Annotated in this window: 22 protein-coding genes; 12 read left to right on the forward strand and 10 right to left on the reverse strand. The window is 72.0% G+C overall.

The features are described 5' to 3' along the window. The first annotated feature begins 1 nt into the window (after position 1). The 6 genes from glnD (at position 2) to M8231_RS13360 (ending at position 6862) form a co-directional block, all read left to right on the forward strand. Positions 2 to 2701 (forward strand): [protein-PII] uridylyltransferase, encoded by a 2700-nt coding sequence (glnD, locus tag M8231_RS13335; protein ID WP_249749553.1) that lies wholly within the window; start codon positions 2 to 4, stop codon positions 2699 to 2701. A 27-nt stretch (positions 2702 to 2728) separates the two neighbouring features. Further along, positions 2729 to 4324: a murein biosynthesis integral membrane protein MurJ gene (murJ, locus tag M8231_RS13340; RefSeq protein ID WP_249749552.1), complete on the forward strand. Its 1596-nt coding sequence runs from the start codon at positions 2729 to 2731 to the stop codon at positions 4322 to 4324. 122 nt (positions 4325 to 4446) lie between these two features. Then, positions 4447 to 5484 (forward strand): tryptophan--tRNA ligase, encoded by a 1038-nt coding sequence (gene trpS, locus M8231_RS13345; protein ID WP_250201691.1) that lies wholly within the window; start codon positions 4447 to 4449, stop codon positions 5482 to 5484. 210 nt (positions 5485 to 5694) lie between these two features. Further along, on the forward strand, positions 5695 to 6402 hold the full coding sequence (locus M8231_RS13350) for a GNAT family N-acetyltransferase (protein ID WP_250201692.1): 708 nt from the start codon (positions 5695 to 5697) through the stop codon (positions 6400 to 6402). Continuing rightward, entirely contained in the window at positions 6399 to 6644 is a 246-nt protein-coding gene (locus tag M8231_RS13355; protein WP_249749550.1) for a hypothetical protein, read from the forward strand. The genes M8231_RS13350 and M8231_RS13355 overlap by 4 nt, the downstream gene beginning before the upstream one ends. Next, positions 6611 to 6862, forward strand: a complete 252-nt coding sequence (locus M8231_RS13360) for an OsmC family protein (protein ID WP_249749549.1) — start codon at positions 6611 to 6613, stop codon at positions 6860 to 6862. The genes M8231_RS13355 and M8231_RS13360 overlap by 34 nt, the downstream gene beginning before the upstream one ends. Here M8231_RS13360 and M8231_RS13365 read toward each other — a convergent pair. Genes M8231_RS13365 through M8231_RS13375 form a run of 3 tightly spaced genes read right to left on the reverse strand, consistent with a single transcriptional unit; the run spans position 6859 to position 9058 of the window. Then, positions 6859 to 7794, reverse strand: coding sequence for an NAD(P)/FAD-dependent oxidoreductase (locus M8231_RS13365; RefSeq protein ID WP_250201693.1), 936 nt, complete (start codon positions 7792 to 7794; stop codon positions 6859 to 6861). The genes M8231_RS13360 and M8231_RS13365 overlap by 4 nt on opposite strands. Then, positions 7763 to 8251, reverse strand: a complete 489-nt coding sequence (locus M8231_RS13370) for an Rrf2 family transcriptional regulator (RefSeq protein WP_249749547.1) — start codon at positions 8249 to 8251, stop codon at positions 7763 to 7765. Before M8231_RS13370 ends, M8231_RS13365 begins: the two co-directional genes overlap by 32 nt. A gap of 57 nt (positions 8252 to 8308) precedes the next feature. Continuing rightward, positions 8309 to 9058, reverse strand: a complete 750-nt coding sequence (locus M8231_RS13375) for a dienelactone hydrolase family protein (RefSeq protein ID WP_249749546.1) — start codon at positions 9056 to 9058, stop codon at positions 8309 to 8311. Between the two features lie 107 nt (positions 9059 to 9165). On the opposite strand from M8231_RS13375, the gene M8231_RS13380 reads away from it, so the two are divergent. Together M8231_RS13380 and M8231_RS13385 are read left to right on the forward strand one after the other, a co-directional pair. Further along, a complete protein-coding gene (locus tag M8231_RS13380; RefSeq protein ID WP_249749545.1) occupies positions 9166 to 9786 on the forward strand; it encodes a PadR family transcriptional regulator in 621 nt (206 codons plus the stop codon). Then, positions 9783 to 10592 (forward strand): siderophore-interacting protein, encoded by an 810-nt coding sequence (locus M8231_RS13385; RefSeq protein ID WP_250201694.1) that lies wholly within the window; start codon positions 9783 to 9785, stop codon positions 10590 to 10592. Before M8231_RS13380 ends, M8231_RS13385 begins: the two co-directional genes overlap by 4 nt. Before the next feature lie 19 nt (positions 10593 to 10611). On the opposite strand, the gene purH is transcribed toward M8231_RS13385, so the two are convergent. Beyond that, the gene (purH, locus tag M8231_RS13390) at positions 10612 to 12216 is read right to left on the reverse strand and encodes a bifunctional phosphoribosylaminoimidazolecarboxamide formyltransferase/IMP cyclohydrolase (protein ID WP_249749542.1); all 1605 of its coding nucleotides are present in this window, start codon (positions 12214 to 12216) and stop codon (positions 10612 to 10614) included. A 174-nt stretch (positions 12217 to 12390) separates the two neighbouring features. On the opposite strand from purH, the gene M8231_RS13395 reads away from it, so the two are divergent. Next, on the forward strand, positions 12391 to 12672 hold the full coding sequence (locus M8231_RS13395) for an energy transducer TonB family protein (protein WP_249749541.1): 282 nt from the start codon (positions 12391 to 12393) through the stop codon (positions 12670 to 12672). 14 nt (positions 12673 to 12686) lie between these two features. On the opposite strand, the gene M8231_RS13400 is transcribed toward M8231_RS13395, so the two are convergent. The 4 genes from M8231_RS13400 to M8231_RS13415 are packed head-to-tail and all read right to left on the reverse strand — an operon-like array spanning position 12687 to position 18601. Beyond that, positions 12687 to 14525 carry a heparinase II/III family protein gene (locus M8231_RS13400; RefSeq protein ID WP_249749540.1) on the reverse strand — a complete coding sequence of 613 codons (1839 nt, stop codon included), beginning with the start codon at positions 14523 to 14525 and terminating at the stop codon, positions 12687 to 12689. After that, positions 14522 to 15187, reverse strand: a complete 666-nt coding sequence (rpe, locus tag M8231_RS13405) for a ribulose-phosphate 3-epimerase (protein WP_249749539.1) — start codon at positions 15185 to 15187, stop codon at positions 14522 to 14524. The genes M8231_RS13400 and rpe overlap by 4 nt, the downstream gene beginning before the upstream one ends. Before the next feature lie 52 nt (positions 15188 to 15239). Further along, the gene (locus tag M8231_RS13410; RefSeq protein WP_249749538.1) at positions 15240 to 16628 is read right to left on the reverse strand and encodes an RsmB/NOP family class I SAM-dependent RNA methyltransferase; all 1389 of its coding nucleotides are present in this window, start codon (positions 16626 to 16628) and stop codon (positions 15240 to 15242) included. Beyond that, positions 16625 to 18601 (reverse strand): potassium transporter Kup, encoded by a 1977-nt coding sequence (locus M8231_RS13415; protein ID WP_250201695.1) that lies wholly within the window; start codon positions 18599 to 18601, stop codon positions 16625 to 16627. The genes M8231_RS13410 and M8231_RS13415 overlap by 4 nt, the downstream gene beginning before the upstream one ends. Positions 18602 to 18769: 168 nt before the next feature. Between M8231_RS13415 and M8231_RS13420 the strand changes: the two genes are divergently transcribed. Both M8231_RS13420 and M8231_RS13425 read left to right on the forward strand, forming a co-directional pair. After that, on the forward strand, positions 18770 to 19240 hold the full coding sequence (locus tag M8231_RS13420) for an Rrf2 family transcriptional regulator (protein WP_250201696.1): 471 nt from the start codon (positions 18770 to 18772) through the stop codon (positions 19238 to 19240). Position 19241: 1 nt separating this feature from the next. Further along, positions 19242 to 20042, forward strand: a complete 801-nt coding sequence (locus tag M8231_RS13425) for an SDR family NAD(P)-dependent oxidoreductase (protein WP_250201697.1) — start codon at positions 19242 to 19244, stop codon at positions 20040 to 20042. Positions 20043 to 20051: 9 nt separating this feature from the next. Here the strand turns inward: M8231_RS13425 and M8231_RS13430 are convergent, their stop codons facing one another. Then, entirely contained in the window at positions 20052 to 20750 is a 699-nt protein-coding gene (locus M8231_RS13430) for a MarC family protein (RefSeq protein WP_249749537.1), read from the reverse strand. Positions 20751 to 20832: 82 nt separating this feature from the next. On the opposite strand from M8231_RS13430, the gene pyrF reads away from it, so the two are divergent. Beyond that, a complete protein-coding gene (gene pyrF, locus M8231_RS13435; RefSeq protein WP_250201698.1) occupies positions 20833 to 21549 on the forward strand; it encodes an orotidine-5'-phosphate decarboxylase in 717 nt (238 codons plus the stop codon). Positions 21550 to 21552: 3 nt separating this feature from the next. On the opposite strand, the gene M8231_RS13440 is transcribed toward pyrF, so the two are convergent. Then, positions 21553 to 22746: a hypothetical protein gene (locus M8231_RS13440; protein WP_250201699.1), complete on the reverse strand. Its 1194-nt coding sequence runs from the start codon at positions 22744 to 22746 to the stop codon at positions 21553 to 21555. Between the last annotated feature and the right edge of the window lie 17 nt (positions 22747 to 22763).

The raw sequence follows: 22763 nt of genomic DNA on the forward strand, positions 1-22763 counted from the left end.
CATGACCGCCGCGCCGCCGCCGCTGGACGACCGCCTGCTTGAGGCCGCGCGCGCCGCCGATCCGCGCGCCGCCGTGGCCGCGGTGCTGAAGGAAGGCTACGACGCCGCGCGGGCGCGGGCCGAGCGCAAGCTGGAGGCGGGGATGAACGGGCGGGACGTGGCGCGCCTGTACGCCGCCGCCGCCGACGAGATGCTGATCGCCCTGTGGGCCGTGGCGACCGAGACGCTGTGGCCGGTGTCGCCGGTCGAGAGCGAGCGGCTGGCCCTGGTGGCGGTGGGCGGCTACGGGCGGCGGGTCCTGGCGCCCTACTCCGATCTGGACCTTCTGTTCCTGCGGCCAGGCAAGGCCACGCCGCGCGGCGAGAAGGTGGTCGAGTTCGTCCTCTACGTCCTGTGGGACCTGGGGGCCAAGGTCGGGCCCTCGGCGCGGTCGGTCGATGAATGCCTGACCCTGGCCAAGACCGACATGACGGTGCGGACCACCCTGCTGGAGGCGCGCTTCCTGGCCGGGGACGAAGGACTGGCCGAGCTGATGATCCGGCGGTTCCGCGACATGGTCGAGAAGTCCGATCCGCGCCCCTTCATCGCCGCCAAGCTGGAGGAACGCGACCTGCGCCACGAGAAGGCCGGGGCCATCCGCTACAAGGTCGAGCCCAACGTCAAGGACGGCAAGGGGGGCCTGCGCGACCTGAACAGCCTGTTCTGGATCGCCCGCTCCCTGGCGCCCGACAGTCGGCTGGGCGCGACGGTGATGGACGAACTGTTCACCGCGCGCGAGCGGCGCACCTCGGACGAGGCGTTCGACTTCCTGTGGCGGGTGCGCATCCACATGCATCTGATCGCCGGGCGGGCGGAAGAGAAGCTGACCTTCGACCTGCAGCCCGAGGTGGCGCGGCGCATGGGCTGGCGCGGGCGCGGCGACGAGCCGGCGGTGGAGCGGTTCATGCGCCGCTACTTCCTGGTGGCGCGCGACGTCGGCGCCCTGACTCGCGCCATGTCGGCCAAGCTGGAGGCCCGCCACCAGAAGACGGCGTCGGGCCTGTCGCGTCTGATGAGCCCGTTCCGGCCCAACCGGCGACGCCTGGACGTGCCGGGTCTGTCCATCGACCAAGGGCGGCTGTCGGTCGACGGGCCAGAGGTGTTCCAGGCCGATCCGGTCAAGCTGCTGACCCTGTTCGTCCAGGCCGACAAGCACGACCTGGACCTGCATCCGGACGCCTATTCGGCGGTGACGCGCTCGCTGTCGCTGGTGACGCCGAAGCTGCGGCGCGACCCGGCGGCGACGCGGGCCTTCCTGGACATACTGGCGCATGGGCAGCGGCCCTATCGCACCCTGACGCTGATGAACGAGACGGGCCTGCTGGGCCGGTTCCTGCCCGAATGGGGGCGGATCGTCGGCCAGACCCAGTTCAACATGTATCACGCCTATACGGTGGACGAGCACACGCTGCAGGCCATCGGCGTCATCAACGACATCGCGCGCGGCAAGCTGAAGGCCGACCATCCGATGGCGTCCGAGATCGTCCACCTGATCGACGACATGGAAGCCCTGATGCTGGGGATGCTGCTGCACGACGTCGGCAAGGGCGGCGAGCGCGGCCAGCTGGAGGACGGCGCCATCGCCGCGCGCCGGGCGTGCGAACGGCTGGGCGTCGACCCGCGTCGGATCGAACTGGTGGTGTGGCTGGTTCGCAGCCACCTGGCGCTGTCCGACTACGCCCAGAAGCGTGACGTGTCGGACCCGGCGACGGTGCGCGCCTTCGCCGAGCTGGTCGGCGATCCCGAGCGGCTGCGGATGCTGCTGGTGCTGACGGTGGCCGACATCCGCGCCGTGGGTCCGGGCGTGTGGAACGGCTGGAAGGGCCAGCTGATGCGGACCCTCTACAACCAGGTCGCCGCCCTGTTCCGGGGCGAGGACGTGGCGCGCGAGGACCCGCTGGGCGACCATCCGGCCCTGGTGGCCCGGGCGCGCGAGGCGGGCGCGGCGGCCGAGGCCCAGCCGACCCCCGCGGTCGAGGGCCTGCCGGTGCAGACGACCCAGATCTCCATCGCCGCCGCCGACCGGCCGGGCCTGTTCGCCGACCTGGCCCAGACCATGGCCGCCCTGGGCGCCGACATCGTCGATGCGCGGGTGGCGACCTCCGAAGGGATCGTGCTGGACGTGTTCCGGGTGCAGGACGGGGCGGGCTTGCCCTACGGCCAGGCCGAGCCCCGGCGGCTGAAGACCCTGCTGGAGGCGCTGGAGCGGGCGGCGCGCGGCGAAGGGCGCATCGGCAAGGCGCCCGAGCCCGCCGCCAACGCCCGCAAGGCCGCATTCGAGGTGCGGCCCGTGGTGATGATCGACCACCACGCCAGCGAGGCGGCGACCGTGGTCGAGGTCTCCGGCGCCGATCGGCCGGGCCTGTTGGCCGCCCTGTCGCGCGTCTTCAGCGACCAGGGGCTGAACATCCGATCGGCCCACGTGGCCAGCTTCGGCGAACGGGCGGTCGACAGCTTCTATGTGGTGGACCGGAAGGGCCGCAAGATCGGCTCCGAGGCGGTGGCGCAAGACCTGCGCGACGCCCTGGAGGCGGTGCTGGACAGCCGCGCGCCCGCGCCGGCCGGCCGCAAGGTGGTCGCCGCCCGCGCCAGCGCCCGCGACGTCTCCGAACTGGGCCGTCGGGCGCGCAAGCCCGTATCGTCGAAGACCGAGGCGCGCTAAGCGGGCCTGTCAGTCGCTGGAATCCGCATGAGTCTCGCCCGCAACACCCTGGTCCAGGCCACGCTCACCCTGGGCAGCCGCGTGCTGGGCTTCGCCCGCGACCTGTTCCTGTCGGCGCGCTTCGGCCAGGGGCCGATGATGGACGCCTTCACCACCGCCCTGATGCTGCCCAACATGTTCCGGCGGTTGTTCGCGGAGGGCGCCTTCGCCCAGGCCTTCGTGCCCATCTACGGCGGGGTCCGCGCGCGCGAGGGCGAGGCGGCGGCGGCCGTCACCGCGTCCGAGGCGCTGAGCTTCATCTTCGCCGTGGTCGCCGGCTTCTGCATCCTGCTGCAGGTCGCCATGCCGTGGATCATGCCGTGGCTGCTGTCGGCCTGGCGCGACGACGCCGGCGTGATGCGGGCGGCGGTCACGGCGGCGCAGCTGACCATGCCCTATCTGGCCTGCATGACCATCGCCTCGCTGCTGTCGGGGGTGCTGAACACCGGCGGGCGGTTCGCCCTGTCCGCGGGCGTGCCGGTGTTCCTGAACCTGTGCACCCTGGTCCCGCTGATGGCGCCCAGTTTCGTTCCCATGAGCCAGCCGGAGACCCTGATGGCGGTCAGCGCGGCGGTGACGGTCTCGGGCGTCGTCCAGGCGGGCCTGCTGTGGTGGGGCGTGCGGCGGCTGGGGGTGACGATCCGCCTGTCGTGGCCGCGCCTGACGGCGGGGGTCAGGCGGACCCTGGCCCTGGCCGTGCCGGGCGTGCTGGCGGGCGGCGCCTTCCAGATCAACTCCCTGGTCAGCCAGTTCCTGGCCGGATCGAACGAGGGGGCGCGCTCGGTGCTGTACAACGCCGACCGCCTGTACCAGCTGCCGCTGGGGCTAGTGGGGGTGGCGCTGGGCCTGGCCTTGGTGCCGCGCCTGACGCGGGCCTTCGTTTCCGGCGACCACGCGGGCGGCCGCCGGACGATGGACGACGGGCTTGGGCTGGCGCTGGCCTTCGCCCTGCCGGCCGGGGTGGCGCTGTTCGTCATTCCCTTCTTCATCATCGACGCCACGGTGACGCGCGCGGCCTTCACCTCGGCCGATGCGGCGCGCACCGCCGACGTGCTGCGCCAGTTCGCCTGGGGCGTGCCGGCCTTCGTGCTGGTCAAGGTGCTGACCCCGCCCTTCTTCGCGCGCGAGGACACGCGCCGGCCGATGATCTTCGCGGTGATCTCGGTGATCCTGACGGTGACGCTGGGCTCGGCCCTGTTCTTCTGGTTCGGATCGCGCGGCTGGGACGGGGTGCTGGGCCTGGCCATCGCCACCAGCGTCTCCGCCTGGGTCAATGTCGCCCTCTTGGCCGGGACGCTGATCCGCGAGGACAGCTGGCGCCCCTCCCCGGCCTTCGTGTCGCGCCTGTCGCGCATCGTCGCCGCCAGCGCGGTGATGGCCGGACTGCTGTTCGCCGCCAGCCTCGCCTATCCGACGCTGAGCCGGCTGTTCCTGGCCAAGGAGATCGCGGTCCTGGTCGTCTGCGCCGTCGGGGCGGGCGCCTATGGGCTGTGCCTGCTGCTGTTCCGGGCCGTGACCCTGTCGGAACTGAAGGCGACCTTGAGGCGCGAGCCGGGCGCGGGCCCCGTCTCCGGTCTGGACTGACCGGCGGGGAGACGATAAGCGCGGGGCCATGACGATTTCGGGCTTCCCTTCCGGATGGCGATGGCGCGGCTGACCGCCGCCCGCTTCGTCACGCCTGACCCCGACCTTTCGAGACCCGAACCATGACCGATCAAACCCCGGCCCCCTATACCGGCCCGCGCCGCATCCTGTCCGGCATCCAGGCCTCCGGCGCCCTGCACCTGGGCAACTACCTCGGCGCGCTGAAGCGCTTCGTCGAACTGCAGGACCAGGGCGCGCCCGTCCTGGTCTTCGTCGCCGACATGCACGCCATCACCGTGTGGCAGGACCCGGCCAAGCTGGCCGCCCAGACGCGCGAGATCGCCGCCGCCTACCTGGCCTCGGGCCTGGACCCCAAGACCGCGACCATCTTTCCGCAGTCGGCCGTGCCCGCCCACGCCGAACTGGCCTGGATCTTCAACTGCGTGGCGCGCCTGGGCTGGCTGGACCGGATGACCCAGTTCAAGGAGAAGTCGGGCAAGCACAAGGAGCGCGCCTCGGTCGGCCTGTACACCTATCCGGTGCTGCAGGCGGCCGACATCCTGCTGTACAAGGCCACCGAGGTGCCGGTCGGCGAGGACCAGAAGCAGCATCTGGAACTGACCCGCGACATCGCCCAGAAGTTCAACGCCGACTTCGACGCGCCGGGCTTCTTCCCCCTGCCCGAGCCGCTGATCCAGGGGCCGGCGACGCGGGTGATGAGCCTGCGCGACGGGGCGGCCAAGATGTCCAAGTCCGATCCGTCGGACAACAGCCGCATCAACCTGACCGACGACGCCGATGCGATCGCGGCCAAGATCAGGAAGGCCAAGACCGACCCGGAGCCGCTGCCGGAGACGCTGGACGGCCTGGCCGACCGGGCCGAGGCCAAGAACCTGGTCGCCATCTACGCCGCCCTGTCGGGCCAGACCCGCGAGCAGGTGATCGCCCAGTTCGGCGGCCAGGGCTTCGGCGCCTTCAAGCCGGCGCTGGCGGACCTGGCGGTCGAATCCCTGGCGCCCGTGACGGCCGAGATGCGCCGGCTGATGGACGACCCGGCCGAAATCGACCGCGTGCTGAAGGACGGGGCCGAGCGCGCCGCCGCCATCGCCGAGCCCGTGGTGGCCGAGACCAAGAAGATCGTCGGCTTCTGGCGGGCGTAAGTCCTTACACCGCCGTCACCCTTCGGGCTTGACCCGAGGGCCGGACTGTAAGCGCGCCCATGCGATGAAGGTCGACCCCGCTGGATGAGCGACGGCGCGTCTGATCCTCGGGTCAAGCCCGAGGATGACGGAGGCAGGGGCGGCGGATTCCGGACGCGACGTAGCGACGGGCCATTCCGCTTTCGCTCGCCGACGCCTAGATCGGCGGCCATGAGCCATCCTCTCGACCGCGCCGTGTTCAACGCCCTGACGACGCGGCTGGCGGCGTTTGCGACGCCGGAGTCCGATGCGTCCGCGGTGCGGATCGATCCGGAGGTCGGGGTGTTCCTGGCCGCCGCCGACGCCTCGGCCAAGGCGCGGGCGGCGCTGACCGCGCTGGCGCGGCGCCATCCCGGCGCGGGCCTGGTCGAGCGCGAGGACGGGCCGATGGTCGACGTCCTGCCCGAGGTGGCCGTCGACCGCCGGATCGCCCTGGTGCAGATGACGGCGACGGCCCTGACCGCCGGCGGGCCCGAGGTCGCCTTCGCGCCCCTGACCGAGGCCGACGCGCCGGCTATGCTGGCCCTGGCGACGCTGACGCGGCCCGGGCCGTTCCGGTCGGCGACGCACCGGCTGGGGCCGTTCATCGGCGTGAAGCGCGACGGCGAACTGATCGCCATGGCCGGGCGGCGCCTCAGGGTCGACGGCTTCACCGAGCTGAGCGGCGTCTGCACCCATCCCGACCATCGCGGCCGGGGCTATGCGGCGGCGCTGTCGCGGGCGGTGGTCGGGGAGATCCTGGCCGCGGGCGAGGCGGCCTTCCTGCACGCCTTCGCCGACCACGACGCCACCATCGCCTTCTATCGCGGCCTGGGCTTCGAGGTTCGTGCGCGGATGACCTATACCGTCCTGGCCGAAGCTGAAGGAGACGAGGCATGAGCGCGCACGGGGCGATCATCGAGTGGACGCGGGGCGACCAGCCCTTCGTCGACAAGCGCTACAGCCGCGCCCACATCTGGACCTTCGACGGCGGGGCGGTCGTGCGCGGGTCTTCCGCCCCGGCCAGCGTGCCCCTGCCGATGTCCGACGCCACGGCGGTCGATCCGGAGGAGGCGATGATCGCCTCCCTGTCCAGCTGCCACATGCTGTGGTTCCTGGCCTCGCCGCCAACGCCCGGCTGACGCTGGATTCCTATCGCGACGAGGCGTCCGGCGAGCTGGACAAGGACGAGGCGGGCAGGCGCTATCTGGCCCGCGTGACCCTGCGCCCCGTCACCACCTTCACCGGCCGCCAGCCCGACCAGGCCGAGCTGGACGCCCTGCATCACGCGGCGCACGAGCATTGCGAAATGGCCCATTCGGTCCGGGCGACGATCACGGTCCAGGCGACGCTGGGTTAGGCGGCGGGCGCCGTCTCCTCCTCCACCAGCGAGCGGAACAGGGCGTGGGCGGCCGTCATGCCGTCCGAGGTCGCCAGGGTGATGTTGGAGGCGGCGCGGGCCAGGTCGCCGGCGGCGAAGACGCCCGGCTGGGTCGTCTGCTGCATGGCGTCCACCTTGACGACGCGGCCCATCGGCGTGTCGACCATCTCGCAGCCCAGGCTGTCGGCGAAGGGGCTGGCGACGCGCACGCTGGCGCCGACGAAGATGGCCTTCAGCGGGATGAAGCGCCCGTCCGCCAGACGCGCGCCGGTCAGGGTCGGGGCCTCGCCCTCCAGCCGTTCGATCGGCGTCGGTTCGATCGTCACGCCCCGGCGATACAGCAGGTGGGCGTCCTCGGGCGACAGGCCCTGGTCCAGGCCCATGAACAGGGTGACGTCCCCCCATTCGGCCACCGTCGCCGCATACTGGACCGCGTGTTCGCCCCGTCCCAGCACGCCGATGGGGCCGCCGCCGATCTCATAGCCGTGGCACCAGGGGCAGTGGAGGGCGGTGCGGCCCCAGCGTTCCCGGACGCCGGGGATGTCGGCCAGGACGTCCTCAACGCCATGCGACAGCAGCAGGCGCCGGCCCTGGGTCCGCGTTCCGTCGGCGAAGGCGACCGAGAAGCCGCCCTCGATCCGATCGACCGCCACCGCCTCGGCCATGCGGAAGGCGGCGGTGGGATAGGCGGCGACCTGGGCGCGGGCGGCCGCCGCGATCTCGGCTCCCGGCCGGCCGTCGTTGGCCAGGACGCCGTGGGCGCGGGCGGCGAAGCGGTTGCGCGGCCGGCCGTCGTCGATGAGCAGCACCCGGCGGCGCGCGCGGACCAGCTGCATGGCGGCGGACAGGCCCGCATAGGAGCCGCCGATGATCACGGCGTCATGAGGCATGGGATTTTCGAAGGTGGGCATGAAGGGGGTCCTTGGCAGGATGCGCCGCCATCCGGCGCGAGAAGTCCGCCGCCAGATCGGCCAGGGTGATGGAGTCCAGCCGCGCGACCAGCAGGGCGCGGGCGGCGGCGTAGGTGTCGGACAGGGCCTCGTTGACCGCGGCTTCGACCAGGCAGCCCTGGGCCTCGACCGGCGGGGCGTCGGGGATCAGGCCGGTTCCCCCCAGGGCCGCGTGCACCTGGCCCAGGGTGACCTGGTCCAGCGGCCGGGCCAGACGCCAGCCGCCGCCGTGTCCCTTTTCCGAGGCGACCAGCCCCTGGTCCCGCAGGCCCGCCATGGTCCGGCGCACCACCACCGGATTGGTGGACAGGCAGACCGCCAGCTGGTCCGAGGTCATGGGCGAGCCCGTCCGCGCCTGATGCTCGGCCATGTGCAGCAGGGCGTGCAGGATGTTGGACAGGCGGGAGTCGCGCTTCATGTAACTGCAATTGTTACGTGATGGGCCGCGCGTCAAGACGGAAGGTCGGAAATCTTTTCAGCCGTGGGGCGCGGCGTCCTCCAGGAAGGCGCGGAAGCGGCGCAGGGCCTCCTCGGCCAGGGCCGGGTCGTGGCGCATCGGGCCGTTGTTGGTGGGTTCGTCGAAGGCGTGGGTGCCCTCGGCGATCCAGCTTTCGACCTCGGCGCCGCAGTTGCGGATCATGGCGTTGACCTGTTCGGCGTTGCGGACGGTGGTCAGGTGATCGCGGCGGCAGGTGACGGCCAGGACCTTGGGACAACGCCGCCACGGCTTCAGCTTGTTGAAGGCGAAGGGCCCGACATAGGGATAGGCCAGCCAGACCGCCTTCACCCCCGACAGATCGGCCGCGCCGGGGTCGCTGACGCCCAGGGCGTTCGGCGCGGGATCGGCGCTCATCATCTCCATGATCGACCAGCCGCCGTGGCTCCAGCCCGCCAGGGCCAGGCGATCCGCGTCCACGTCCGGCCGGGCGGAAACGCCCCGGATCGCGGCCAGGACATCGCCCGCCCGCTCGTACCCCCGCAGGGCCAGGCCGGTGCAGACGGCGGTCAGGGTGAAGGCCCGGCCCCAGCCGCGCGGGGCGTAGGAATCGACGACGAAGGCCCGCCAACCCGCCTCGGCCGCCGCCTGGGCGTAGCGGGGCAGATGGTCGCGAAGCCCGCCGCAGCCGTGGAACAACAGCACCGCCGGGCGCGGGCGGTCGTCGTCCGGCCCCGTCACGACCATGTGCGGCTCAAGCCGGGCCCAGCGCTGGTTCAGATCATCCATGCCGCCACTGTCGCCCGCCTTGGCGCCTGAACGCCAGCGCTCTTGACACTTCCTCAATTCGATATATCTAAGCGCTCGTGAATAGATATATCGAAAAGGAAATCGGAATGCGATCCAAGGGGATCTTCCATCACCATCATCGTCGCGAGGGATGCGGCGACAAACACGGCGTCTTCGGTCGCGGGCGCGGAATGCGCGGCGGCCCCGGACGGGGCCTGGACCGCGGCGAGGGCATGGGCCGCGGCCACGGCCGGCGCGGCGGCGGACGGCTGTTCGATCACGGCAGCCTGCGCTGGCTGCTGCTGTCGCTGATCGCGGAAAAGCCCGACCACGAACCCAGCCACGGCTATGAACTGATCAAGGCCGTGGAGACCCGGCTGGGCGGCGCCTATTCTCCCAGCCCCGGCGTCATCTATCCGACCCTGACCCTGCTGGAGGAGATGGGCGCGCTGGAGGCGTCGGCCCAAGGCGGAAAGAAGCTGTATGCGATCACCGAGACCGGCCGCGCCCTTCTGGCCGAGAACGCCGAGGCCGTGGCCGCCGTCCAGGCGCGGATGGACAAGTTCGCCGCCCACGTCCGGCGGCCGGAAGCGATCCAGGACGCCATCGGCCGGTTGCGCGCGACCGTCCACGCCCGGCTGACCGGCGAAACGGCTCTGACCGAGGCGCAGGTGAAGGCGGTCGCCGACATCCTGAACGCGGCGGCCGACGGGGTGGAAAAGGCATGAGCGAGAGCCTTCGCATTCCCCGCCGGGTGCGGCACGAACTGAAGTTCCGCACCCTGAGCGTCGTGTCGGTCGAGGACCTGACCCCGACCTACCGCCGCATCGTCCTGACCGGCGACGACCTGGAGGGCTTCGTCTCGCCCGGCTTCGACGACCATGTGAAGGTCTTTCCGCCCCGGCCGGGCGAGGCGCCGGTCATGCCGACCTTGGGGCCGGACGGTCCGGTCTTTCCCGAGCCGAGGCCGGCGGCGCGGGACTACACCCCGCGCGCCTACGACCCGGCGACGCGGCGTCTGACGCTCGACTTCGTGACCGGCCACGGCGGCCCGGCCACCGAGTGGGCCATGACGGCCGCGCCCGGCGTCCAGCTGGGCGTCGGCGGACCGCGCGGCTCCACCCTGGTTCCGACGGCCTTCGCCGACCATGTGCTGATCGGCGACGAAACCGCCCTGCCCGCCATCGCGCGGCGGCTGGAGGAACTGCCCGCCGAGGCCCGCGCCACGGTGGTCGTCGCCGTGAAGGACCCGTCCGAGCGCCTGGCCTTGACCAGTCCCGCCGCCCTGTCGGTGGCCTGGGTCGACCGCGGCGAGGCCGCGCGCAGCGACGCGACGCCCCTGGCCCAGGCGGTGGAGCAGGCCCTGACGGACGTCGATCGCCGCGACGCCTACGTCTGGATCGCGGCCGAGGCCCAGGTGGCGCGGACGCTGCGCGCCCGGGTCGTGGCCCTGGGGTTCGACCCCAGGGCGATGAAGGCCGCCGGCTATTGGCGCGAAGGCGGCACGGCGGAAAAGGTCGTCATCGAGGACTGAAGCCGGCGCGTGGCGGTCCCTAGTGCCGGAAGACCCGCACGCCGGTGAAGGCCATGGCGATGTTCCGCTCGTCGGCGGCGGCGATGACCTCTTCGTCGCGGATCGAGCCGCCGGGCTGGATCACCGCCGTGGCGCCGGCCGCGACCGCTTCCAGCAGGCCGTCGGCGAAGGGGAAGAAGGCTTCGGACGCGCAGGCCGAACCTTCCGCCAGCGAATGGGCCAGGCCCTTGGCCTCGCCCGCCTCCTTGGCGCGGATTGCGGCGATGCGGGCGCTGTCGCGGCGGTTCATCTGGCCGGCGCCGATGCCCGCCGTCTGGCCGTCCTTGGCGTAGACGATGGCGTTGGACTTCACGTGCTTGGCCACGGTGAAGGCGAACAGCATGTCCTGGATCTCGGTCGGCGTCGGCTGGCGCCGGGTGACGATCTTCAGGTCTTCGGGCTTGATCAGCGAACGGTCGCGCGACTGAACCAGGAAGCCGCCGGCGACCGAACGGAACACTTCGCCCGCGCCGTGCGGGTCGGGCAGGCCATCGGTGATCAGCAGGCGCAGGTTCTTCTTGGCGGCGAAGACGGCCTTGGCCTCGTCGTCGGCGCCGGGGGCGATGACGACCTCGGTGAAGATGCCGGTGATGGCGCGCGCGTCGTCGCCGTTCAGCGGCCGGTTGACCGCGATCACGCCGCCGAAGGCCGACACGGCGTCGCATTCCAGCGCGCGGGCATAGGCTTCCGACAGGGTGTTCCCGACCGCGACGCCGCAGGGGTTGGCGTGTTTGACGATGACGCAGGCGGGGGCCTCGAACTCGGCCACCAGCTCATAGGCGGCGTCGGCGTCGGCGATGTTGTTGTAGCCCAGCTCCTTGCCCTGGACCTGTTCGGCGTAGGCCACGCCGGGACGGCGCTCGCCGGTGCGGTAGAAGGCGCCGGTCTGGTGCGGGTTCTCGCCGTAGCGCAGGGTCTGGGCCAGGGTTCCGGCGATGGACTTGCGGGCCGGGGCGGCGTCTTCCAGCTGGCCGGCGAACCAGGTCGAGACGGCGGCGTCATAGGCGGCGGTGCGGGCGAAGGCGCGGGCGGCCAGGCGTTTGCGCAAGGCCAGGGTCGTCGCGCCGTCGGTCTTCAGCGCCTGAAGGATCAGGCCGATGCTCTCGCCGTCCACCGCCACGGCGACGTGGCCGTGGTTCTTGGAGCCGGAACGGATCATGGCCGGGCCGCCGATGTCGATGTTCTCGATGGCCGCCTCGAAGCCGCCGCCGTCCTCGACGGTCTTCTCGAACGGGTAGAGGTCGATCCAGACGATGTCGATGGGGCCGATGCCGTGCTGGGTCATCGCCTCGGCGTGGGTCGGGGCGTTGCGCACGCCCAGCAGGCCGCCGTGCACGACCGGGTGCAGCGTCTTGACCCGCCCGTCCATCATCTCGGGGAAACCCGTCAGGTCGGCCACGTCCTTGACCGGCAGGCCCAGTTTCTCGATGGCCGCCTTGGTGCCGCCGGTCGAGACCAGTTCGACGCCCAGGCCGGCCAGGGTTCGGGCCGCATCCTCCAGTCCCGCCTTGTCCGAAAGCGAGATCAGGGCGCGGACGGGCTTGATCGCGTCCGGGGCGGGCGGGAAGTCGGGAGCGGCGGGCATGGCGGCGTCCGTAAAGGCTGGGGGGAGGATGGCGGGGCGTCTAACGCCAAACGGTCCTCACGTCACCCTCCCCCGCCAAATGTCAGGCTCCGCGGGGCGGGCTGCTCCATATTGACGCCACGGCCTGTCTGGCTCCTAATTCCCCAACGCAACCCTTGGGTGACGGAGGAAAAGATGCGGATCGGGATGATCGCGACCCTGGCAACCTGCTTCGTCCTTGTCGGTTGTGCGACGACGGGAGAGCGCGGCTACGCACGGATCAACTGTCTGGCCGAGGCCGACGGATCGGTCTCGGATTGCCGGGTGGTGTCCGAACAACCCGAAGGATACGGCTTCGGAGAGGCCGCCATTGAAGCGATGTCGCAAGGGAAGCTGAAAGCCAGGACTGCGCCCGCTCGTTTCGAGACGACGATCCAGTTTCGATTGGCTCCAGGCGGCGCGCCCGCACCCCAATAGCCACTACCTGGGCGTTACGACGGCTCGCTGGCGCCCGCCGGGCTCAGTTTCCAGCGGATCTTGCTCTCGCTGTCGGTGCGGGCCGAGCCGCGCACGACAATCTGGAGCGAGCGGCGCGTCAGCCCGGCGTCGATGTGCACGCTGGGCTCGATGGCCACGTCGGGGCCGTCCGTCCGGAACCACCAGCCCCGGCCCGAGGCGCCGCGCACCAGGATCGAGCGCCGGTCGCGCGCCAGCGAGGCCTGCACCCCCGGCTCCAGATGGAAGCGGATGGCGTAGGGAGCCGCGATCTGGCGCACCTCGTCCTTGCGGCCCGGCGTGGGGAACAGCCGTTCCTCGGCCCGAAGCTCGTCCAGGCGCTGGTCCAGATACAGCCGGCGCTGATGGTTCAGGCCGAACAGCTCGGCCCAGCCGTCGTGTTCCAGGTCCAGCCAGACCGCGCCGTCCCCCTGGCGGTGGTCGGCGTTGACGTGGATCGGCGGGCCGACCAGGCGCGGCCCCAGCAGCTCGCCCTTCCAGCCGCCCAGCGGATCGTTCAGCGAGCGTTCGCCCAGGGTCAGGGTCGAATGGCCCGGCGTCAGCCGCAGCGCCTGCCGGTCGACCGCCGCCGGGGTCCAGCCCGAGCCGGTGAACAACCGGTCGCGGCCGCAACAGACCTCCAGCGCCAGCGGCTGGGCGCAGGCGCCGGCGCCCCAGGCGCCGCGCGCCGGGCTGGCGGCGTCGGCCATGATGGTCAGCAGGGGGCTGGCGATGCGGATCATGCCGCCCACGGCGCCGCCGCTTTCGGCCTCGCGTCGCGGATCGGCGGTGTCGTCGTGGGCGCGGGCCGCCGCGACGCGCGCCGTCGTCGAAGGGCCGCCGCCCTGGAAGGCGGCCAGACGCCCGTCGGGCAGAACCAGGACATGAAGCCCCTCGGTCAACCGGGCGACCGCGCCGGACACGGCCGCCGGCGTCGGCTCCGACAGCTGGGCCAGGGCGTCGTCCAGGGTCAGCAGGTCCAGCAGCAGCTCAAGGCCGGCCTCGGGACTGCGGGTCGCGTGCCCCCCGTCCTCCAGCACCGTGGCCTTCAGCGCGCTTTCCAGTCCGCCCAGGGCGCGGCGGCGCAGGCCCGCGCCGACCGGCCCGGCCAGGGCGCAGCCGGCGATGGCGGCGGCGGTCAGCTTGTTCGCCCGCTCGGCCAGGCCGCCGGGCGGACGCAGCAGTTGCCGTCCCTGACGCGCCAGACTGTCCGCCAGACGCAGGCGCTCGGCCTCGGTCGCCGCCGCGCCCAGCTTGCGCGCCGCGCAGGACAGGCGGATGACGCGCCGGGCCAGGATGTCCGGCCCCCAGGCGAACGGCGACCAGCGGGCGAAGGCGTCCTGCCATCCCAGCGCCAGCCGCAGCGCCTCCCGGGCGCCGCGCTCGCCCTGGGACATCAGGGGCGGCAGCCATTCGAAGGCGTGAAGCTCCACGGCGAAGGCGCGCGACGGGCTGGGCCGGTTCCAGGGATCGGCGGGCGCGTCGACCTCCATCGCCGCCCCGCCCAGGACGAAACGGCCGCCCAGGATCGCCTTGGCCTGGGTCGCCGCCATCTCCGGGTCCAGCGGCCGGAAGTCGCGCGGCGTGGCCGCGAAGCCGGTCGCCCTGCGCCCGCCCAGCGTCAGGCTGTAGCCGGGAAGGCCATACAGTTCGATCCACAGCTGGCGGGTCGCCAGCCGGCCGGCCAGGGCGGGCCACAGGCCGGGACCGGCCCGGACGTCGCCGGCGCGCACCGGCGTCCGGACAGGGGCGCCGGCCAGGCCGGGAATATGGCCGGGGGCGACCTCGGGGCCGCCGTCCGAGCCGCGCGGGGCGAAGGGGCCGAGGGGGCTCACGCCGCTTCCGGCACGGCCTTCAGGGCGGCGATGTTTGTCGCATAGTCGCCCTTGAACACGAACGAGCCGGCCACGAGGGCGTCGGCCCCGGCGTCGACGCAGGCCGCGGCGTTCGCGGCGGTGACGCCGCCGTCGACCTGGAGATGCGCGGCCGATCCGGCGCGGTCCAGGATGGCGCGGGCGCGCTGGATCTTGGCCAGGGAGGCGTCGATGAACTTCTGCCCGCCGAAACCGGGATTGACCGACATGATCAGCACCAGGTCCACTAGGTCGACGACCTCTTCCAGGATCGACAGGGGGGTGGCCGGGTTGAAGACGATCCCGGCCTTGGCGCCCAGCTGCCGGATGCGGCCCAGGGTGCGGTGCAGGTGCGGGCCGCTCTCGGGATGGACGCTCAGGATGTCGGCCCCCGCGTCGCGATAGGCCTCGAGCCAGTTGTCGACCGGCGCCACCATCAGGTGAACGTCGAAGGGACGGGTCGTGCAGGGCCGGATCGCCTTCACGATGTCCGGGCCCATCGTCAGGTTCGGCACGAAATGGCCGTCCATGACGTCGATGTGGATCCAGTCGGCGCCGGCGGCGTCCAGGGCGCGGACCTCGTCGCCCAGGCGCGAGAAGTCGCTGGCGAGAATGGACGGACAGATCAGGGGGGATGCGGCCATGCCCCCGGATAGGACGGGACGAAGGCGGGGGCAAGGCGGCCCCGCCAGGACTCTAGCCGATCCGTTCCAGCTTGGCGGCGAAGAAGCCGTCCAGGCCGCCGCGTTCGGCCTGCATCGAGGGCAGGATGCGAAGCCAGCCTTCGGGGGTCAGGGCCTCGGGCGGGGCGCCCACGGCGGCGGGGTCGGCCGGAGCGGTGCGGAAGGCCGGGTTGCGGCGCAGGAAGGCGATCACCTGGGTCTCGCCCTCCTCGCGCTCCAGCGAGCAGGTGCAATAGACCAGGCGGCCGCCCGGCTTGACCCGCTGGGCCGCGGCGTCCAGCAGCCGGTGCTGGACGTCGGCCAGCTTGGCCACGTCGGCGGGGCGGGTGGCGCGCAGGACCTCGGGATTCCGGCGGAAGGTGCCGGTGGCGGTGCACGGCGCGTCCAGCAGGACGGCGTCGAAGGCGCGGGGATCGTCCCAATCCTCGGCCGGGACGGCGATCACCTCGGCTGTCAGGCCGGTGCGCTCCAGGTTCTGGGCCAGGCGTTTCAGCCGCGGCGCCGACCGGTCCAGCGCGACGACGTCGGCGCCGGCGGCGGCCAGTTGCAGCGTCTTGCCGCCGGGCGCGGCGCACATGTCCAGCGCCGTCTCGCCGGCCTTGACGTCCAAGAGGCGGGCGGGCGCGGCGGCGGCGGCGTCCTGCACCCACCAGTCGCCGTCCTCGAAACCGGGCCAGGTCGCCACGTCGCCGCGACGTCCGGTGCGGACCGTGCCGCCCGTCCCGCCCGAATAGAGGGTCTCGCCCTCAACGGCCTCGGCCACGGCGGCCGGATCGACGCCGGGCTTCAGGCTGAGGTCGGTGGGCGGCTCGTCGCGTCCCGCCAGGGCCAGGGCGGCCAGGGTCGCCTCGCCGTAGGCGGCCTTCCAGCGGGCGGCGATCCAGTCGGGCAGGTTGCTTTCGGCCGTGGTCAGGCCGGGGCCGTCGCGGCCGACGCCGCGCAGCACGGCGTTGACCAGGTTCTTGTAGGGCCGGGTCTTGGGGTCGCGCTCGGCCAGTTTCACGGCCGTCGAGACGGCGGCGAAGGCGGGCGTCTCCAGCACCAGCGTCTGGGCCAGGGCGATGCGCAGCAATGTGCGGACCGCCTCGGGCGGGGCCTTGTCCAGGCGGCGGTCCAGGATCTGGTCGATCTCGCCCAGGCGGCGCAGGGCCGCCATGGCCACGGCGCGGGCGAAGGCCCGGTCGACGGGCGCCAGCGCGCGCGCCGGCGGTTGCGACAGGGCCTCGTCCAGGCCGTTGCGCCTTTCCAGCGCGGCGTTCAGCAGCAGGCCGGCGACGACGCGGGCCTCGACCCCGATGTCGTCCTGCGACGGGGCGGCGGCCTGGGTCGAGGCCGGACGCGGCCTGCCCTTGGTCGCGATGCGCCGCCCGCGCGCGTCGGAGTTTCTTCCGCCGCCGTTCAAACCGCCACCTGCGCGCCCAGCTCGACCACGCGGCCGGGCGGGATGTGGAAGAAGTCGGTCGGATTGGCGGCGTTGCGCATCAGGAAGATGAACAGCTTGTCCTGCCACAACGGCATGCCCTGGCGCGCCGACGGGATCAGCGAACGCCGCCCCAGGAAGAAGCTGGTCGACATGATGTCGAACTTCAGACCCTGCTTGCGGCACAGACCCAGCGCGCGCGGGACGTTGGGCGTCTCCATGAAGCCGTAGGAGATGGTCAGCTTCTTGAAGTCGTCGTTGATCGGCTCCATCCGCACGCGCTCCCTTTCCGGCACGCGCGGCCGCTCGGCGGTGCGTACGGTCAGGATGACGTTCTTCTCGTGCAGCACCTTGTTGTGCTTGAGATTGTGCATCAGGGCGACCGGGGCGACCTCGGGGTCGGAGGTCAGGAAGATGGCCGTGCCGGGCGCGCGGTGCGGCGGCCGGGCCTGGAGCATCTCGATCAGATCGGTCAGCGGCAGGCTGTCCTTGCGGGTCTTGGCCGTCAGGATCTGGGTGCCGCGCACCCAGGTCCACATGATCACCACCAGGGCCGCGCCCAGCACCAGCGGCATCCAGGCGCCGTCCGGGATCTTCAGCAGGTTGGACGTCAGGAAGACGCTGTCGATGAAGGCGAACGGGATCAGCGTGCCCGCCACCGCCCACATCGGCCACTTCCAGCCCTTGGTGATGACGAAATAGGCCATCAGGGTGTTGACCAGCATGGTGCCGGTCACCGCCACGCCATAGGCGGCGGTGAGGTTGTGCGAGCTCTGGAACACCACCAGCAGCACCAGCACCCCGATCATCAGGAAGCTGTTGACCGCCGGCACGAAGATCTGGCCGGCCTGGGTCTCGGACGTGTTGCGGATGTCGATGCGCGGCAGAAGGCCCAGCTGCACCGCCTGTTGCGTCACCGAGAAGGCGCCGGTGATGACGGCCTGGGAGGCGATCACGGTCGCGGCCGTGGCCAGGATCAGCATCGGCCAGTAGGCGACCTGCGGCACCATGTTCCAGAACGGGTTTTCCGAGGCGCCCGGATTGTCCAGGATCAGGGCGCCCTGGCCCAGGTAGTTCAGCGTCAGGCACGGCAGGACGAAGGCCAGCCAGCCCATGCGGATCGGCGCCTTTCCGAAATGGCCCATGTCGGCGTACAGCGCCTCGGCCCCGGTGACGGCCAGGAAGACGCTGCCCAGGATGACGAAGCCCAGGAAGCCGTCGTTGAGCAGCAGCTGGACGCCGTAGTGGGGCGACAGGGCGCGCAGGATCGAGATGTCGTCGAAGATGTGCACCAGGCCCAGCGCGCCCAGGGACAGGAACCAGACGGCGGTGATCGGTCCGAAGAATTTGGCCAGGCCCGCCGTGCCCCGCGACTGCACCAGGAACAGGGCGATCAGGATGCCGGCCGAGATCGGCACGATGAACGGGTCCAGCCCGCCGCCTATGCCCGGCGCGTCCTGCAGGCCCTCGACCGCCGACAGCACCGAAATGGCGGGCGTGATGATGCCGTCGCCGTAGAACAGGGCCGCGCCGCAGACGCCCAGGATGAAGATCCAGGCGCTGCGCCGGCCGACCGCGAACTGGGCCAGGGCCATCAGCGACAGGGTGCCGCCTTCGCCCTTGTTGTCGGCGCGCATCAGGAAAAAGACGTACTTGAACGTCACCACGACCATCAGCGCCCAGAAGGCCAGCGACACCACGCCGACCACGGCCAGATCGCCGCCCACGCCGTCGCGGGCGTGGTCGATCGCCTCGCGCAGCGCATAGAGGGGGCTGGTGCCGATGTCGCCGAACACCACGCCGATCGCGCCCAGGGTCAGGGCCCAGAAGCCGCCGTGCGACGTCGCCTGGCCGCCGGGCGCATGGGACTCCGGTCCCGTGGCGTTGGTGGATGTCTTCGGCGTGTTCGACGCTGGCGGGGAAGCGCCCGCGTCGTGGGGAGTATCCCCGGCCATGCGTATCCTCCGGGTCTCCGACAGGGCGTCGGTCCCTTCAAAGCGGCGAGCCTTTAGGCCCATTCCGCGCCGTCTTCAATCGCGGGCGGCGGGATTCGGTTTCCCGACGCCGGGGACGGATTTGTGATTCGGCGGATGAAGGCCTATTTTCCCTGACGGAACACGATCATGTCAGACAGCCAGCGCTTTCCCGTCGCCGCCCACGCCCTGGCCTATATGGCCCACAAGGGCGCCTTCGGCCCTGCCCAGGCGGCGCCCAGCGCCCTGCTGGCGTCCTCCATTCCGACCAATCCCGTGGTCGTGCGCCGCGTCACGGCCCTGCTGGCCAAGGCGGGACTGATCGCCACCCGGCCAGGCGCGACCGGCGGGTCGTGGCTGCTGCGCCAGCCCGAGTCGATCACGCTGGACGAGGTTCTGAAGGCGGTGAACGGCTGCGCCCACCTGGGCTCGCCCCCCGCCGGGGCCAAGGGCTGCCCGGTCGGCGAGCATATTCCGCGTCAGGTGGCCAAGGCCCTGACCGCCGCCGACGAGGCCGCCACCGCCGCCCTGGGTAAGATCACCATCGCCGATCTGCTGGACAAGGACCCCGCCTCCCTGGCCGGGTTCGCGCCCCACGGCGCCTGCCCTGTCGCGGCCTGAGGTGAGCCGGCGCACCATCCTGGTCACCGGGGCCTCGGCCGGAATCGGCGCGGCCCTGGCCCGCGTCTATGCGTCCGAGGGCTGGAACGTCGTCCTGACCGCGCGGCGCGAGCCGCCCCTGCGCGCCCTGGCCGACCAGATCGAGGCCGCGCACGGCGTGACGGCCGCGGTCGTGACCGAGGACCTGGCCGATCCCGCCGCGCCGGAGCGGCTGGTCGCGACCCTGGCCTCCCGGGGGCTGACGATCGACGGCCTGGTCAACAACGCCGGCTTCAGCCGGGTGACGGGTTTTCTGCAGACGTCCTTGGCCGACCATCGGGCCATGCTGCAGGTCATGCTGATCGCGCCGGCCGAACTGTCGCGCCTGCTTCTGCCGGGCATGGTCGAGCGGGGCTTTGGTCGGGTGCTGAACGTGGCCTCGGTCGCCGGCCACCTGCCCGCCACGGGCGGCGACACCCTGTACGGGCCGATCAAGAGCTTCCTGATCAAGGCCAGCCAGGGCCTGCACCTGGAGACGCAGGGGACGGGCGTCCACGTCACCGTGATCAATCCCGGCTACACCCTGACCGAATTCCACGACGTCAACGGCTCGCGCGCCGAGGTGTCCAAGGCCTATCCGGCCTGGATGTGGATGACGGCCGACCGCGTGGCGCGGATCGGTTTCGCGGCCTGCGAGGCGAACCGGCCCCAGGTCACGCCCGGCCCCATGAACACGGTGCTGGTCGCCCTGGCGCGCCATCTGCCCGAGGGCCTGGCCCTGAAGATGGCCGCCGGTCACGCCCGGCGGCTGGCGCGCATCTGATCTGCGGCCTCAGCGGCCGACGGCGGGATAGGGCGTCGTCACCGCGCCCGAGATCATGCCCGGCACCGCCTCGCCCAGGCCCAGCAGGATGAACTGGATGGCCAGGGCGCACAGGATCAGGCCCAGAACCTTGACGATGATCGCCATGCCGACCTCGCCCAGCAGCCGGCTCAGCGAGCCCGTCAGGGCGAAACAGACGAAGGAGACGGCGCAGGCGGCGGCGATGGCGACGACCGAGCCGATGGTCCCGGCATAGCCCAGCTTGGCCGCCTCGCCCGCCTGGATGATGACCGCCGAGATGGCGCCCGGCCCGATCATCAGGGGAATGGCGAAGGGCACGACCAGCCGCTGGAACCGCCGCCGCGCATAACCGCGCACGTCCTGGCTGTCGGCCAGGGCGTCCTTGTCGGCGAACATGGCCAGGAAGTCGCCGCGCGCCATGTCCAGGCCCAGGAACAGCAGTAGAATGCCCCCGGCGATGCGGAACGCCGCCAGGGAGATGCCGAAGAACTGCAGCAGGGCCAGGCCGGTGAACAGGAAGAAGGCCAGAAAGACCGCCGCGAAGACGCAGATCAGGGCCGAGACCGAAATGCGCTGGCGCAGGGTCGCGCCGGCGGTGGCGGCGGCGAAGATCGGCAGATTCCCGATCGGGTCCAGCAGGGCGAACAGGGTCACGAACAGGTTGACACCCAGATCGACGGCGTTCATCGCCTTGCCTCGCCCAAATTCACGAATCGCCGGCCGCCGACGTCCCTCGCGTCAGCCATAGCCGGTCAGCGCGAGCCCGTCGATGACCCAGCCCGACCGCCTGCCCGACGACCGCATCGTCTGCGCCCTGGACGTGCCGACCACCGCCGAGGCCGCCCGTCTGGTGGAGACGATCGGGGACGCCGTCGGCTTCTACAAGATCGGCCTGCAGCTGTTCGCGGCGGGAGGCATGGACCTGGCGCGCGCGCTGAAGGCGGACGGGCGCAAGGTCTTCCTAGACTGGAAGCTGCACGACATCGGCGCGACGGTGGAGAAGGCGGCGGCGAACCTGGCCGGGTCGGGCTGCGATCTACTGACGGTCCATGCGCGGCCCCAAGTGATGGCGGCGGCGGCCCGGGGGGTCGCCGGATCGGGGCTGAAGGTGCTGGGCGTCACCGTCCTGACCAGCCTGACCGCCGAGGACCTGATCGCCGACGACCACGCCCTGTCGCCCGCCGAACTGGTGGAGCGCCGGGTGCGCCAGGCGCTGGACGCGGGGATCGATGGCGTCGTCTCCAGCCCGCACGAGGCGGCCCGCGCGCGCGAGATCGCGACCCAGGCGGGCCGCGACGACTTCCTGATCGTGACGCCGGGGGTGCGGCCGGCGGGCGCCGCCCTGGACGACCAGGCGCGGGCGGCGACGCCCGAGGCGGCGCTGAGGGCCGGGGCCAGCCACCTGGTGATCGGCCGGCCGATCACGGCGGCGGCCGATCCGCGCCAGGCGGCGCGGGCGATCGCCGAGACGATCGCCGCGATCTGAAGCCTAGCCGCGCTCGCCGGGCTCCTGGCGATAGTTGTGGCGCGGCGGCGCCTGCGGGGCGACGTTCTCCGGCGGCGGCAGGTCGCCATAGTAGGTCGGCGGCGCGACCTGGACCTGCGAAGGTTCGACGTAGACCTGGGCCGGGGCGACATGCACCGGCGGCGCCTGCACCCGCATCGGCGCCTGTTCGACATAGGCCGGAGGCGCATACTGCACGTCGGCCGGGGCCACCCGGACCTCGGGCGCGTCGACCATCACGCGAGCCGGACCGACCTCGACCGGCGCCGGGCGCACCTGGACGGGGGCCTGCTCGATATAGGCGGGCGGCGCGACCTGGACCTCGGCCGGGGCGACGCGGACGTCGGGCGCATCGACCATGACGCGGGCGGGACCGACGTTGACCGGGGGCGACTGCACGCGGATCGGGGCCTGTTCGACATAGACCGGCGGGGCCGAGACGACTTCCGGAGGCGCGATGTTGACCGCGGGCGCATCGACATAGACCCGCTGCGGGCCGACGTTGACCGGCGGCGACTGCACATAGATCGGCGGCTGCTCGATATAGACCGGCGGGGCCGAGATGATTTCAGGCGGGGCGTAGTTCACCTGGGGCGGAGCCACATAGACCCGCTGCGGCGCGATCTGGACGGGCGGGGCCTGAACATAGGCCGGCGGGGGCGCATAGGCCGGCGCCGGGGCCGGGGCGTAGCAGTTGCAGCCGCCGTAGCCGGACGCCGGATAGGGCGCCGGACGCCGCCAGCCGATGTAGTCGCGGCCGAACCCCGAGACCGGATAGCCCATCGGCGCCGAGATCGGCGCCGGCCCGGTGAACTGGATCGAGGAAGCGCCCCCGCCGTAGTAGCCGCCGCCGTAGTGGCCGGCGTCGCCGTAGCCGCTGCCATAGACGGCCACGCCGCCGTGACCGCCGCCGCGCGACCAGCCCGAGCTGTAGGAGGACGAATAGGAGCGGGCGTTGACATAGCCGCCGGCGTAGGACCGCGCGCTGGCGTTGGCATTGGCGTAGGCGCCGCCGTTGACGTTCACGTTGATGTTGCGATTGCCGCCGGGGTGGCCGCCGCCGCCGCAACCCCCGCCGCAGCCCCCGCCGCCGCCGTGACCGGGTCCGCCGGCCAGCGCGGGCGCCGCCGACAGGAGGAGGACCGCCGCAGCGGCCGAAAGGGTGGATTGTATCGACATGGGACAGGCTCCGCTGA

The organism is Brevundimonas albigilva (genome assembly GCF_023573565.1).
Taxonomy (GTDB): Bacteria; Pseudomonadota; Alphaproteobacteria; order Caulobacterales; family Caulobacteraceae; genus Brevundimonas; species Brevundimonas albigilva.

Coding starts and splice junctions, on each gene's coding strand:
- glnD (WP_249749553.1), top strand. CDS start 2: ATGACCGCCGCGCCGCCGCCGCTGGACGACCGCCTGCTTGAGGCCGCG.
- murJ (WP_249749552.1), top strand. CDS start 2,729: ATGAGTCTCGCCCGCAACACCCTGGTCCAGGCCACGCTCACCCTGGGC.
- trpS (WP_250201691.1), top strand. CDS start 4,447: ATGACCGATCAAACCCCGGCCCCCTATACCGGCCCGCGCCGCATCCTG.
- M8231_RS13350 (WP_250201692.1), top strand. CDS start 5,695: ATGAGCCATCCTCTCGACCGCGCCGTGTTCAACGCCCTGACGACGCGG.
- M8231_RS13355 (WP_249749550.1), top strand. CDS start 6,399: ATGAGCGCGCACGGGGCGATCATCGAGTGGACGCGGGGCGACCAGCCC.
- M8231_RS13365 (WP_250201693.1), bottom strand. CDS start 7,794: ATGCCCACCTTCGAAAATCCCATGCCTCATGACGCCGTGATCATCGGC.
- M8231_RS13370 (WP_249749547.1), bottom strand. CDS start 8,251: ATGAAGCGCGACTCCCGCCTGTCCAACATCCTGCACGCCCTGCTGCAC.
- M8231_RS13375 (WP_249749546.1), bottom strand. CDS start 9,058: ATGGATGATCTGAACCAGCGCTGGGCCCGGCTTGAGCCGCACATGGTC.
- M8231_RS13380 (WP_249749545.1), top strand. CDS start 9,166: ATGCGATCCAAGGGGATCTTCCATCACCATCATCGTCGCGAGGGATGC.
- M8231_RS13385 (WP_250201694.1), top strand. CDS start 9,783: ATGAGCGAGAGCCTTCGCATTCCCCGCCGGGTGCGGCACGAACTGAAG.
- purH (WP_249749542.1), bottom strand. CDS start 12,216: ATGCCCGCCGCTCCCGACTTCCCGCCCGCCCCGGACGCGATCAAGCCC.
- M8231_RS13395 (WP_249749541.1), top strand. CDS start 12,391: ATGCGGATCGGGATGATCGCGACCCTGGCAACCTGCTTCGTCCTTGTC.
- rpe (WP_249749539.1), bottom strand. CDS start 15,187: ATGGCCGCATCCCCCCTGATCTGTCCGTCCATTCTCGCCAGCGACTTC.
- M8231_RS13415 (WP_250201695.1), bottom strand. CDS start 18,601: ATGGCCGGGGATACTCCCCACGACGCGGGCGCTTCCCCGCCAGCGTCG.
- M8231_RS13420 (WP_250201696.1), top strand. CDS start 18,770: ATGTCAGACAGCCAGCGCTTTCCCGTCGCCGCCCACGCCCTGGCCTAT.
- M8231_RS13430 (WP_249749537.1), bottom strand. CDS start 20,750: ATGAACGCCGTCGATCTGGGTGTCAACCTGTTCGTGACCCTGTTCGCC.
- pyrF (WP_250201698.1), top strand. CDS start 20,833: ATGACCCAGCCCGACCGCCTGCCCGACGACCGCATCGTCTGCGCCCTG.
- M8231_RS13440 (WP_250201699.1), bottom strand. CDS start 22,746: ATGTCGATACAATCCACCCTTTCGGCCGCTGCGGCGGTCCTCCTCCTG.